This window comes from Lysobacterales bacterium (assembly GCA_016721845.1).
In the GTDB taxonomy this organism is placed as follows: Bacteria; Pseudomonadota; Gammaproteobacteria; order Xanthomonadales; family Ahniellaceae; genus JADKHK01.
The window spans coordinates 2157646-2171209 of the sequence record JADKHK010000013.1 but is presented as its reverse complement, the minus strand read 5'-3'; the positions used below and the strand labels follow the sequence as shown (position 1 = coordinate 2171209).

Sequence of the window (13564 nt, the reverse complement as noted above, 5' to 3'; positions counted from 1 at the left end):
GAAGCGGGGTCAATCGCTGCTCGCGGCCGGGAAGCGCCCGCGAATGCGGCGTTCGGCCTGGGCGCGGCGATCGAGCAGGAATTGCAGGATGCGATCGGCATCGAGCGGCGCGCTGATCAGGTTGCCCTGCACCTCGTCGCACTTCTGTTCGGCCAGATAGCGCAGCTGGTCGTTGGTCTCGACGCCTTCCGCGATGACATCGAGGCCGAGCGAGTGCGCCATCATGATCACCGTCGAGACGATCGCCTCGTCGTCCGGATCGGTGGTCAGGTCGCCGACGAAGGTCTTGTCGATCTTGAGCGTGTCGATCGGCAGCCGCTTCAGGTAGGCCAGCGACGAATACCCGGTGCCGAAATCGTCGACCGACAGGTGCACGCCCAGCGCCTTGATCTGGGTGAGCGTGGCGATCGACTGTTCGGGATTCGCCATCAGCATCGATTCGGTCAGCTCCAGTTCCAGTCGGTGCGCCGGCACCCGGGCCTCGGCCAGGATCTCGCGCAGACGCCGCACCAGGTCGCCGCGGAACAGCTGCAGGGCCGAAACATTGACCGCGATCGTGTGCAGGGTCAGGCCGGCCTCGGTCCAGCGCCCGATCTGGCGGCAGGCTTCGCGCAGCACCCAGTCGCCGATCGGGACGATCAGGCCGGTTTCCTCCGCGATCGGGATGAAGGTGTTGGGCGGGATCGAACCCAGCGTGCCGTTGTTCCAGCGCAGCAGCGCCTCGGCACCGGTGATGCGGTTTTCGCCCAGCGACATCTTCGGCTGGAACACCAGCGACAACTCCTTGCGCTCCATCGCGCGCTGAAGCTGGCTGGCGAGGTTGGCGCGCAGGCGCACCTGCGTATCCATTGCGTCGTCGTAGATCTGGTAGGTGTTCCGGCCGCGATCCTTGGCGTGGTACATCGCCGTGTCGGCGTGCTTGAGCAGATCGGTCGGCAGCTGGCCATGTTCCGGGTACAGGCTGATGCCGATCGATGGCGTGATCACCACTTCCTGGCGGCCATCGATTTCCAGCGGCGCGCCGAAGGCCACCAGCATCTTTTGCGAGACCCGCTCGGCCTCGTCGGCATCGCGCAGGTCTTCGAGGATCACGGTGAACTCGTCGCCGCCCAGGCGGGCGACGGTGTCGGATTCGCGCACGCTGGTGACGATGCGTGCCGCCGCCGACTTCAGCAGGCGGTCACCGGCGGCATGGCCCATCGAATCGTTGACGTGCTTGAACCGGTCGAGGTCGAGGAACAGCACCGCGACCTTGGTGCCGAGGCGGCGCGCGCGGATCAGCGCATGTGCCAGGCGTTCGCTCAACAAGGTGCGGTTCGGCAGGCCGGTGAGGGTGTCGTAGTTCGCGAGATAGCGCAGTTCCTGCTCGGCGCGCTTGCGGTCGGTGATGTCCGAGATCACCGCGACCCAGTGCGTGCGTTCGCCGCCGGCGTCGCGTACTTCGTTGATTTCGAGCCAGGACAGGAACTGCTCGCCGTCCTTGCGCCGTTGCCACAGCTCGCCGCTCCAGTGGCCGCGCTGGTTCATGGTCGTGCGCAGCTCGTTGAAGAACTCGCGCGGATGCTGCTCGCTGTCGAGGATGCTGGCATCGACGCCGATCACTTCGTGGTCGGCATAACCGGTGATGCGCGAGAACGCCGCATTGACCGAGGTGAAGCGGTAGTCGAGACCGGTCACGCAGACCGCTTCGCCCATGCTGCGGATCACTTCCTGGGCAATGCGCCGATCACGGTCGCGTTCGCGTTCGAGGCTGATGTCGCGGAAGGTGCCGGCGATGCGCAAGGCGCGACCATTGGCATCGCGTTCGCTGGCGCGGCCGCGGGCGACGATCCAGGCAATGCGGCGATTGGTGGTGTAGACGCGGTATTCGGCTTCGTAATGGTCGCGTTCGCCGGCGACATGGGTTTCCAGCGCCGCCATGACGCGGTCGCGGTCGTCCTTGTGCACCACGTGCTTGCGCCAGACGTCGGCCGACACCGTGGTTTCGCGCTGGCCGCCGAGGAATTCCTCCGGGCCGGACAGGAACATGCGGTCGGCCACGATGTCCCAGTCCCAGAAGCCGTCGCGGCTGGCCCACAACGCCAGCGACAGGCGATCGCTGTAGAGCTTCAGCTGATCGTGCTGGGCGCGCAACGAGGCCAGCGTGCGCCGGCGCCAGATCGCATAGCCGAGCACGCCGAGCGCGACCAGTCCGCCCATCGCCAGACGCGCCGCCGTGGTCTGCCACCAGATCGGCGCGACACTGACACGCGCGGTCAGCGGCTGTGTGCCGAAATGGCCGTCGTGGTTGCTGCCCAGCACTTCCAGTTCGTAGCTGCCCGGCCCGAGATTGGTGAACGCGACTTCGCGGCGCGTGCCGAGATCGACCCATTGCTCGTCGTAACCGAGCAGGCGATAGCGGTAGCGGTTGCGCTCGGGCGCGGCGAAATCCAGGGCAGCGAAGCCGAGCATCAGCACGCGATCGTCCGCGGTCAGCCGGACTTCGCGGAAATGAACGGGGTCGTCGATGCGGCGCCGTTTCGAACCGATCTGCACCGAGGTGAACGCGAGCGGCACATCGTAGCGACTGATTTCGGCGGCCGAGGGCAGCAGCCAGTTGATGCCGCGGGTACCCCCGAAGGCCAGTTTCCCGCCGCCGATCCGGGCCTGCGCGCCGCCGTTGAATTCCGGGCCCTGCAATCCGTCGCGGGCAGTGAAATTGCTGATCTCGCCACTGCGCGGGTCGAGCATCAGCACGCCTCGGTTGGTGCTGGCCCAGATCCGGCCGTCGCCGTCGTCGAGCAGGCCGTAGATGGTGTCGTTCGCGAGCCCGTCGGAGATCCGATAGGCGCGGAAGCGGGCGACGCCGTTCTCGTAGGACAGGAGCTGGTTCAAGCCGCTGTGTGTGCCGATCCAGATGCCGCCGTCGCCGGTTTCGAGAATGCTGCGCACCATGTCGCCGGCGAGTCCGGCATTGTCGCCGTTGCGTGGCGCGATCTTGTACAGGCGACCGGTGGCGCGCTCGTAGACGTTGAGGCCGCCGAGCGTGCCGATCCAGACGCGGCCGCCGCGATCTTCATGCACGGCCATCACGGCGCTGCTCCAGAGTCCGGCCGCATCACCGCTGGAGGCGGCAGCGAAACGTTCCCAGCGATGCCGGTCCGGCTCGTAGCGGACCAGCCCGGCCGCCAGGGTTCCGATCCACAGCGAACCGTCGGCACCGCGTGCGAGCGCGCGGATATCGGCGTCCGGCAGGGCGTCGCCGCGGGCCGGGTCGACGGCAAGGCGCGTGCCGAGTCCGGTGCCCGGGTCGAATCGGGCAAGTCCCAGCGGCGTACCGACCCAGATCTGGCCATCGCCGGCGTCGGCCAGCGCGGTGACGCGCTGAGCCTGTGAGCCGTCGGTGCCCGCCGCAACCATCGCGGCAGTGCGATGCGCGGTGAATGTCCTGCTGGCGAAGTCGTAGTGCTTCAGGCCCTCCCCTTCGGTGCCGATCCACAGGCCATGCTCGCCATCGGCAAGCAGTGCGCGCACATTGTTGCCGGGCAACTCGTCGCTGGCGCCCGAGCTGTCGAACAGGTAGCCGAACACGGCCCCACCGGGTTCCGTGCTGGACAGGCCGCGCAGATCGCCGCCGACCCAGAGCAGTCCGGAACGGTCGACGAACAAGGTACGGATCGAGTTCTCCGGCAGGCTGCCGGCGATGCGCGGGTCGTGCGCCAGCAGCAGCGCGTCATCCGATTGCGGATCGATCCGCATCAGGCCGTCGCCGTGGCGGGCCAGCCAGAGGGCGCCGCGCGCGTCTTCGGCGATGTCGAGGATCGTCCCGCGATCGTCCGTTTGCGCTGTCCAGCGCGGCCGGACCTCGTCGCCCGACAGATGGAACAGGGCATGTGGCGTCGCGAACCATTGCGAGCCGTCGCGACCGCAATGCACGGCGACGATGTCGTCGCCGACACTCGCATCGGTGTTGACCCGGATCGCCTCGCGCGCTTCGGCACCGACGCGGTAGACACCGCGTGCGGTCGCCGCGAGTACGTTCCCGTCCTCGCATACCGCAAGGTCGCGCACCATCCGGAAGGCATCGCCCGACAGCGCCAGCACCGATACCCGGGCACCGTCCCTTCCAAGCAGCTCAAGGCCGAACTGCGAGCCGATCCAGAGGCCATGTCTGGCATCGGCGGCCAGTGCGGTGACGATGTCGTGCGCAGCGCCGGCAACGTCGGCGCCGGCAATGCGCACGAACTGGCCATTGCCACGGTCCAGTCGCACCACGCCGCTGCGATTCGTGCCGATGTAGAGGTCGCCATCGGCCGTCTCGGCCAGGGCGGTGATGAAACTCTCGGGCAGACTGCCTTCGACATCGGCCTGGTGCTGGTAGGCCAGCAGTTCCTGGCCGTCGTAGCGATGCAGGCCGCCCTGGGTCCCGATCCACATCAATCCGCTGTGGTCCTGCAGCACGGCGTTCACGGTGCCCTGCGCGAGTTCCTCGTTGCCGCTCATCGGCGCGAAGTAGTGGCTGCGCTCGAAGGCGGTGGCCTGGCCGGCGACCAGCATCAGCCCGAACAACAACGCCGCCGTCGCAAGGCGACGACGTTCGGGCGACGGCTTGATCGCCACTGTGATGGGCTCCATTGGCGCGAGCATATCCGTTCATGGTCGGCGCGTCAGTGCGGGCCCAGTGTGCCCGCTACAATCCGGCCATGAGCGCACTGAATCACGAGCTACTCGAACAATTGCTGGTCCGGCTGCAGGCCGGGGTCGATGCCGCCGAAGTGCATGGCGCGCTGGCCGGGTTTCTGTGCGCAGGCGGACGCAGTCGCCCTGACGCCTGGGGTGAGGCCCTGGCCCTGGATGCCCTGCACGACGCCCAGTTGGAGCGCGGTGGCGACGCCGACGATCTGCGGGCCCTGTTCGAGGCCACGGTCGACGCGCTCGCGGATCCGGACGATGCCTTCACGCCGCTGATGCCGGAGGACGAAGTGGCCTTGGCGATGCGCGCCGATGCGCTGGTGTCCTGGTGTCGCGGATTCCTCGGCGGCATCGGCCTTGCCAATCCGCGTGCGCGCGGCGCCTTGTCCGAGGACGCCGAGGAAGCGATCGCCGATCTCGGTCGCATCGCCGCCAGCGAATTGAGCGTCGACGAGGGCGAGGCGGACGAGCAGGCCTATGCCGAGATCCTCGAATTCGTGCGGGTCGCGGCCCTGCTGTTGCGCGATGAATGCGCCGCAGCGGCGAAGCGGCATTGAGCATGACGCCGGCGCCGATGATCGCGTCGACCGAGTTCCAGCGCCGTCGCCGGCAGCTGATGCGCATCATCGGCCGCGACGCCATCGCGATCCTGCCGGCGGCGCCCGAGCGCATCCGCAACAACGACGCGCACTATCCGTATCGTCAGGACAGCGATTTCCATTACCTCACCGGGCTCGATGAGCCACATGCCGTGCTCGCGCTGGTGCCCGGTCGCAAGGCCGGCGAAGTGATCTTGTTCTGCCGCGAGCGCGACGCCGAACGCGAACGCTGGGATGGCCCGCGACTGGGGCCCGAGCGTGCGGTCAACCAGCTCGCACTCGACGACGCGTTTCCGATCGACGACATCGACGACATCCTGCCCGGCATGATCGAAGGCCGCGAGCGCGTCTACTACCACTTCGGGCGCGAGATCGAGTTCGACCAGAAGCTGATCGGCTGGGTCAACCGCGTGCGCGCGCAGATGCGCCAGGGTGCGCGGCCGCCGCATGAGTTCGTCGCGCTCTCGCACATCCTGCATGACCTGCGCCTGTTCAAGTCGCGCGCCGAACTGCGGGTGATGGCGCGCTCGGCGCAGATCGCCGCGGAGGCGCACCTGCGCGCGATGCACGCGACGCGGCCGGGCTCCAGCGAGGCGCTGATCGCGGCCGAACTGATCCACGCCTTCCACACGAACCACGCGGTGCCGAGTTACGAACCGATCGTCGGCGGCGGCGCCAACGCCTGCGTCCTGCATTACCGCGCCAACAACGCGGTGCTGCGCGACGGCGACCTGCTGCTGGTCGATGCCGGCGCCGAGTTCCAGTGTTATGCCTCGGACATCACCCGTACCTGGCCGGTCAATGGCCGCTACAGCGCGCCGCAACGCGCGCTGTATGAGCTGGTGCTGGAGGCGCAGTACCGCGCCATCGACGAGGCGCGCCCAGGCCAGCCGTTCACCGCGATGCACGACGCCGCCGTGCGCACGCTGACGCGCGGCCTGATCAAGCTCGGCCTGCTCGAAGGCTCACTCGACGCGAACCTGAAATCGGGCGCCTACAAGCGCTTCTACATGCACAAGACCGGCCACTGGCTCGGGCTCGACGTGCACGATGTCGGCGACTACCGCGTCGACGACGAGCCGCGCATCCTCGAACCCGGCATGGTCGTCACCGTCGAACCCGGCCTCTACATCGCGCCCGATGAAACCGGCATCGACGCGAAGTGGAAAGGCATCGGCATCCGCATCGAAGACGACGTCGTCATCGCCGCCACCGGCCCCGACGTGCTCAGCCATGCCGTCCCGAAAGAACCCGACGCGATCGAAGCCATCCTCGCGAATCGCTGAAGATTTGTAGGAGGGCCACTCGTGGCCCGACCAGGAGCTATCGAGACATCGATCGGGCCACGAGTGGCCCTCCTACAGACAGCGCTCACGCCACTGCAAACGCATCCCGCGTCAGGTTCTCGGGGATGCCCGTGGTGGCGCGAACTTCGTCTTCGATGCGGATGCCGCCGAACTTGGTGAGGTGGTCGACCTTGGACCAGTTCACGTGCGCGGCGTGCGGGCCGGCCTTCAGTTGGGCGAGCAGCATCGGGATGAAGTAGAGGCCCGGTTCGATGGTGACGACGAAGTTTGCTTCGAGCGTGCGGGTCATGCGCAGGAACGGATGGCCGGCGGGGCGCGGGATCGTGTCGCCAGCCTCATTCGCGTGGAAGCCGGCGACATCGTGCACCTGCAGGCCGATCGGATGGCCGAGGCCGTGCGGGAAGAAGGTCGAGGTGACAGCTTCGGCGACCATGGCTTCCGGGCTCATGCGCACGATGTCCTGTTCGGCGAGCACGCCGGCCAGCAGACGATGCGCTTCGAGATGCAGTTCCGGATAGTTCAGGCCGGCACGCACCTTCGAACACAACTGCTGCTGCACGTGCTCGACACCGGCGATCAGGGCGCCGAAGTCGGCGTCGCCATTGCCGTAGGTGCGGGTGATGTCGGAGGCGTAGCCGTGCACCTGCGCACCGGCGTCGATCAGGAACGAACGATGTTCACTCGGGCGATCATGGCGCTGGTACTGGTAGTGCAGCACCGCCGCATGCTCGTTCAGGCCGATGATGTTGGTATAGGGCAGGTCGAAGTCGTTGTGACCGGTCGCTTCGAGATAGGCGCGATGGATCTCCAGTTCCGAACCACCGCCGCGGAACGCCGACTCCGCGGCGCGATGGCCGCGCACCGCGCGCGCTTGCGCGAGGCGCATGCAGGCGAGTTCGTAGTCGGTCTTGGCGCTGCGCGTGTAATGCAGCGAGGAGATCACGCGCGCCGGATTGTTCGGCACGTAGGCACCGACCGCGTCGTGCGCTTCGCCGATGATGGCGAGGCGATCGCTGAATGCCGGGAAGTGTTGCACCGCTTCGTCGGGTTGACGGATGACGCGGATATCGAAGTGTTCGACCCAGTAGCCGTGCGGCGGCGCGGGTGGCAGATGCCAGTAGTCGTCCGGCTGGCAATACACGAGCACCGGCTTGCGCCCGGGCGTCACGACGATCCAGGAATCGGTCTGCTGTGTCAGCGGCACGAAGGCCTTGAACGGCGGATGCGACACGAAGGGCAGCGGTCGGTCGTCGAGGAAACGGTATTGCTCGCGTCCCGAGGCGATCAGCAGATGGTCGAAGCCGCCGAAGGCGAGCGCACGCTCGGCGCGCCCGACCACGGTCGCGAGATGGTTCGGGTACAACTCGGCCAGGCGTTCGCTCATCTCGGACTCCACTGCGGGGTGCTCATTCTGCCCGAGCCCGCTGCCTGTCGACAGTGAACGCGATCAGGCGTTGACGCCGCCGTCCACCCACTCCGCCAGCAGTTCCTGGTCTTCCGCCGAAATCGAGACGATGCGCAGGCCCGACCAATACTGGCCGGGAACGCCGGCCGGCTCCGACCACTGTTCGTGCATGCCGACCTCGATCTCGATCGGCGCATGGTTGTGGATCGGCAGCGGGAAACTGAACTGGTAGAGCGCGTCGGCGCGCAGTTCGCGATTCGCGATCAGCATCATGCCGTCCGGCGACAGGTTGCCGATCTGGCCGATCGGTTCGCCACTCATGGTGTTCACGACCTGCACCGGAATTTCGGGATCGCGGCGTTTCGAGCGTCGGTGTTCACGCATGTCATTGGGCCTCGGCAGTTTCGGCGGATTGGCCGGTGAACGATTTCAGCTTGCGCACGATCGCATGCCAGGCACGATCGATCAGGGTCTCTTGCGGCTCCTCGTAGACCTTGGCCCGGCCCTCGTGCATGTCGCGCGCCAACTGTTCCAGCGAATTCTCGTGGGTCCGGGCGCCGCGCTGGTTGACGAACAGGCAACGTCCGGTGAGCGTGCTGAACCAGGACAGCTTGCGGCGCACCGGTTCTTTCTGGCCGGGCAACGAGATTTCGAACCAGGTGCCGAAAGGCAGCGTCCTCAGGCGCGCCAGCAGCGATTGCTCGGCGGCAATGAGTGGCGGGTCGACATGCGGCTTGTGCGCATGATGATGCGCGTGATGATCGCCTTCCTCGCCAAAGCGACTGTGCGCCTTCAGGCGCGCAGCGACCTCGGTCAAGGTCGCCGGATCATCGTTCGCGGCGCTGACCGGCGTGCCATGGCGCACACCGAACAGGCGATCGCCGACCGACTGGATGTCCTCGATGTGGAAACCGATCTGGCTCAGCCCGCCTTCAAGGGCTTCGCGCAGGGCCTCGCGCTTGGCGGGCGTGATGTCGGCGGCTTCGCCACGGCCGTAGCGGAGCAAGGCATCGACGAAGCCGATGCGCTCGCGATATACCGGCGAGTCTTCGCCTTGGCGCAATACGGTCAGGGCCAGCACGTCGGTCCAGGCCTGTTCCAGCAGGGTACGGATCAGTGCCCGCGGCTTGCTGCTGCCGATGTGTTCGGCGATCGCGCGGGTCGCGGTATGTCGCGCCGATTCGAGTTTCTCGCGACCGCGCGCCGCATCGACGTGGCGGCGCTCGGCGACTTCGGACTTCTTTGCCTGCGTGTGCAGATGCCGCGACAGGTCGCTCAGTACCTGCTCGAACACCACCGGATCATCGTGGAATTCGGACAGCACGCGATCGACCGAACTCTGCATCTTCTCGACCAGCTGGCGATCGTCCTCGCCCTCATCGAGCCAGTACAGGCCGCTTTCGGCGACGGCGTTCAGCAGCTGTCGCGCCGGATGCGCGCGCTGGGTGAAGAAGCTCTTGTCGCGCAACGCCACGCGCAGCAACGGAATCTGCAGCTTGGTCATCAGCTGCGACACCGTTGGATTCGGCGCGCCATGCTTGGCGAGGTTCTCGAACAACAGGCCGACCAGATCGATGGTGTCGGCATCTTCCTCGTGCAGTCGCGGAATGCGGCCTTCCGGCGTGACCTGACGCAACTGGTTGAGGATGTCCTGCTTGACGTGGCTGATCGCGCGCGGCATCAGCTTGCCGCCGACCGACAGGGGCATCGCCGGCTTTTGCTGCAGCACCCCGAGCACCGATTGCACGTCGTCGCTGCGCGCCGCGAAAGCATTCGCGTCCGGTGCCGGCGCCGCGCCCAGGCCAAGCGCCTGACGGCGCCCGGAGAGCAGTTCGCGCATGGTCTCGAACATCTGCCGGTCCTGACCATCATTGCCCGCGTTCTCGCGTGCAGCGGTCGCGCTGCCGGGCGCTACCGCGGGCATGTTGGCTGGTACGCCCGGCCATCCGGTCATCGGTCGCGCGAAACCGCCGAAGCGACCGCTGTCGCCGGTCTCGGCTTCGGCCACCGTGGTCGCGGCCGGTGTCGTGAGGCCGAAGCGGGTCTGCTGCGAGCGTTGCTGGAAGCGTGCACTGGCCTCGCTGTGCGGCGTAGCGATCGACGCAGGCGGGGGTGCGGTCGGTGCCGCGATGACGGGCGCCGGTGCTGCGACTTCCGGCAGGGCAGTCTGGCGCGGCAGATGCTCGGCCGGATGGGCCGGTTCCGGCGTGCCGAGGCCGGTGTCGGCATCAGCGGGCGTCCGCGCGACGCCAGCCCGTCCTGCAGCCGCGGCGGGCGACAACTCGCGATCGCCGTCATGGCTGACCGCTTCGTTTCGGCGCGCGCGCGGATTGAGCACGAACAGATCGGGCAGCACGCGGCTGTCGATCAGGATGCGATTGGCCTCATCGATGAAGCCCTCGAGGCGCGTGAACAGGCTCTGGTCGATGCAGCGGAAGAACTGCACGCGATGTTCGGCCGGCAACTCCAGTCGCTCGGCGGCCTGACGCACGCATTCGCTCAGCCGGTGCGGGCCGATCGGCAGGTCTTCGGGTTCGAACAAGGGCGCTTCGGCCAGTGTCGCGAAGCGCATGCCAAGTGCGAACAGCGGTTGGCTGGAACGCACTTCGGCACGGTTCGCGGCCTCGACCAGGACCAGCGACTCCTCCAGGTCGGACGATTCGACCAGGGACAGTTCGCTGCGCAATCCGCGCAAAGGTTTGGCGAGGGCGGACTGCCGCCGCGGCTCATTGAGGCTGGCGAGGCTCGATTCGAACAATGCGATCAGCGCAGGGGCCAGGTCGGAGCGGATGCGCCGCACCTCGCGCAGCGATTCGAAGCAGCGTTGCTGCTCCTCGTTGCTGCGCGCCTGTTCGGCCCGACGGAACAGGCTCTGCTCGAGCGCATCGAGCGCGTCGATCATGCCGTGTTCCAGAAAGGGCGACAATTGTCCCAGCAAGGTATCCAGAATGGCGCGTACCCGCCCGGGAAACGGGCGGGACTTGAGGGTCAGCAGCGGCTCGCGCTTGGCGGCCGGTCGGCCGCGACCGGGGCTGGGAACTTCCATGAATGCTGACCTCCGAATCGATTGCCCATGCCGGGCAGGCCCGGCACAAGTGTGATCCAGTTCACATGCAAGAATCTCGCCAGCGTATGTGAAAAAGCGTCCGCTGCCGTGCTCATTCGCCCCAGGCGAGGGTCACGTAGGCGCCGCGACCCGGCGTGTTGTAACCGGACAATACCTCGTAGTTGCGGTCGAGCAGATTCTCGACGCGCAGGCCAACACGCCAGCGCTCGCCGAACGGCAGCGAACCGACCAGATGCACCAGGCCATAACCGGGGAGCCTGCCATCGAAGTCCTCGCGCGTGCCCGAGCCGAATACTTCGCTGCCGATGCGGGCGCCGCCGTTGAACCCGTAGTCGACGCGCACGCTGCCCTTGCGCCCTGGGCGTCGCAATAGGTCGCTGCCGGTGTCGCGGTTCTCGGCATCCTGCAAGGTCGCATTCGCGGCGATCGAGAACCCGCCGACGCGGCCGTTGTAATCGAACTCGATGCCGTCGATATCGGCCCGGGCAATGTTGACGGCCTGGTACAACTCGCCGCCGCTGAAGCTGATCAGGTCGTCGATGCGGGTCCGGTAGGCGCTCACCTCGAGACCATGGTCCGCGTTGAATGCATGATGCAGGCCGAGTTCGAGGCTGTCCGATTGTTCCGGCTGCAACAACGGGTTGCCGGCGAACAGGCCGCCGAAACCGGGCGAGTACAACTCGTTCAGGCTGGGGGCGCGGAAGCCTTCGCCGTAGCTGGCGCGCAGCCGCGTCGCGTCGGTCCACTGCCAGCCCCAGGCTGCCTGGAACGTGGCTTCGCCGCCGAAGACGGAACTGTCGTCGTAGCGGCCGGTGAGTTCGAGATCATGGTCGCCGACCTGATGCGCGACGCCGGCATACAGGGCCGAGTTGTGGCGACGTGCGCCGAACACTTCGGTGTTCCCGAAGGTCTCCAGTTCGGCGCCGCGTTCACGCGCGTGGTTCAGCCCGCCGGACAGCGTGGTGGCATCGTTCAGTGCGTACTGGTGATGCCAGTCCAGCGTGTTGCGACGCGCCTCGTAGGCACCGAAATAAGCGGGCGTGTCGAGGTCCTCGCGCGAATGGCCGAGGTCGAGGCGATGCGTCCAGCGATCCGCAAGCGCGCCTTCGATCGACAACACGGCCGAGGCGTTCTCGGCGTCGGTCACGCCCTGGTCGAAGTCGACTTCCGCCTGGGTGCCCTGTGCGGCGAAACGCAGCATCTGCTCGCCGATGCTGGAGGCAATGTTCAGGCGCGCGTGGTTGTTCTCGTAGCCGTCCTTGTCCGGGTTGAAGCCGTAGGCGTTCTCGTTGGTCGCAGAGAAGCCGTCGGTCTGTTCCTGGCCGACCGTCAGCGAGAATTCGCCGCGCTCACCCTGGCCGCCGAAGCTCGCATCGACGCCGAGTCGGCCGTATTTGCCGGCCATCACGCGGCCGGCGTACCCCTCGACCTTGCGGGTGAAGATCTGCACGACGCCACCGATCGCGTCCGAGCCCCAGAACGCCGCGCGCGGTCCGCGCACGATCTCGATGCGTTCGACATTCGCGAGGGGCAGGTGGGCGAGGTCGTACAGGCCCGAGTTCGCCGACGAGACGCGCACGCCGTCGATCAGGAACAGCGTGTGGTTCGAATTCGAGCCGCGCAGGAACAGCGTGGTCGCCTGACCAACGCCACCGCTGCGGGTGATGTCGACGCCGGCTTCGGTGCGCAGCAGTTCCATCAGGTCGCCGGCCTGGCGACGTTCGATCTCGGCGCGGTCGATCACGCGCACGGCAGCGAGCGATGCGTCGATTGCGGTCGATTCGCGACGCGCGGTCACTTCGACGGTCGGGCCGCGTGTGGTGTTCGCCGCATTGCCCGCGGTCGCGCAAGAGGTGGCCAGCGCAAGAGCGATCGCGACGGACAGGTAAACGGAGTTCGGGTTCTTCGAGAGCATGGAGTCTTCCTCGTTCGGCACGCACCCGTGCCGGTGATGGGGAGACGCCACGCGGGACCGTGCGGTCTGCGGCAGCAAGCGGAATTCGCGATGTGCATCAGCCCCCGCCGCCCCACGCAGCGCTGGTGAATGCCATCGGGCCGGTCTCCGGGCTCGCGAGCGGGTTTCCCCGGAACGTCACCTTCCCATGCAGCGCACAGTGGTTCAGACGTTCCAACTCGCTTACCGTTGCGGGGGCAGCGTCGGTCTTGCACCGACTTCCCGTTTCACCCCGAACGCCTCGTACCGAGACGCGCGGGACACCAGACAGCCCGCGCAGCCTAACGCAGGCTTGGCGACTTACGGCAAGGGCGGGGGATGTGTTACCGGCGTACTCAGCGATCGTCGTCCGCGCGCCAGTCCGTCAGTTCGCCGTCAAGGTCGGTGCTGAGATGGACGGTGATCGGCTTGCAGCAGACCGGGCAGTCTTCGATGTAGTCGGCGTCGCCAGCGGAGGGGTCGGCGACGGTCTCGAAGCGTTCGCCGCACCAGGGACAGGTCAGTCGGATCGTGTCGAGCATGGGTGGACTCCACGTGGACAGGTGGAGTCTGCACCCGGGA

8 protein-coding genes and 1 riboswitch are annotated in these 13564 nt (G+C 67.0%); of the genes, 2 read left to right on the top strand and 6 right to left on the bottom strand.

Annotated features, from left to right (window positions below; genetic code table 11):
* Positions 1 to 9: 9 nt before the first annotated feature.
* Positions 10 to 4599: an EAL domain-containing protein gene (locus IPP28_17250; GenBank protein MBL0042746.1), complete on the bottom strand. Its 4590-nt coding sequence runs from the start codon at positions 4597 to 4599 to the stop codon at positions 10 to 12.
* Positions 4600 to 4682: 83 nt separating this feature from the next.
* Here IPP28_17250 and IPP28_17245 point away from each other — a divergent pair, with 83 nt between their 5' ends.
* Together IPP28_17245 and IPP28_17240 are read left to right on the top strand one after the other, a co-directional pair.
* On the top strand, positions 4683 to 5228 hold the full coding sequence (locus tag IPP28_17245; protein MBL0042745.1) for a UPF0149 family protein: 546 nt from the start codon (positions 4683 to 4685) through the stop codon (positions 5226 to 5228).
* A gap of 2 nt (positions 5229 to 5230) precedes the next feature.
* Positions 5231 to 6556 carry an aminopeptidase P N-terminal domain-containing protein gene (locus tag IPP28_17240; GenBank protein ID MBL0042744.1) on the top strand — a complete coding sequence of 442 codons (1326 nt, stop codon included), beginning with the start codon at positions 5231 to 5233 and terminating at the stop codon, positions 6554 to 6556.
* 85 nt (positions 6557 to 6641) lie between these two features.
* On the opposite strand, the gene pepQ is transcribed toward IPP28_17240, so the two are convergent.
* From pepQ to IPP28_17215, 5 genes are all read right to left on the bottom strand, one after another.
* On the bottom strand, positions 6642 to 7961 hold the full coding sequence (gene pepQ / locus IPP28_17235) for a Xaa-Pro dipeptidase (protein ID MBL0042743.1): 1320 nt from the start codon (positions 7959 to 7961) through the stop codon (positions 6642 to 6644).
* A gap of 63 nt (positions 7962 to 8024) precedes the next feature.
* Positions 8025 to 8366, bottom strand: a complete 342-nt coding sequence (locus IPP28_17230; GenBank protein ID MBL0042742.1) for a PilZ domain-containing protein — start codon at positions 8364 to 8366, stop codon at positions 8025 to 8027.
* A 1-nt stretch (position 8367) separates the two neighbouring features.
* On the bottom strand, positions 8368 to 11028 hold the full coding sequence (locus IPP28_17225; GenBank protein MBL0042741.1) for a DUF1631 domain-containing protein: 2661 nt from the start codon (positions 11026 to 11028) through the stop codon (positions 8368 to 8370).
* 112 nt (positions 11029 to 11140) lie between these two features.
* The gene (locus IPP28_17220; protein MBL0042740.1) at positions 11141 to 12964 is read right to left on the bottom strand and encodes a TonB-dependent receptor; all 1824 of its coding nucleotides are present in this window, start codon (positions 12962 to 12964) and stop codon (positions 11141 to 11143) included.
* A gap of 120 nt (positions 12965 to 13084) precedes the next feature.
* Positions 13085 to 13286: riboswitch (cobalamin riboswitch) on the bottom strand.
* Positions 13287 to 13338: 52 nt separating this feature from the next.
* Positions 13339 to 13524, bottom strand: a complete 186-nt coding sequence (locus tag IPP28_17215; GenBank protein ID MBL0042739.1) for a CPXCG motif-containing cysteine-rich protein — start codon at positions 13522 to 13524, stop codon at positions 13339 to 13341.
* Between the last annotated feature and the right edge of the window lie 40 nt (positions 13525 to 13564).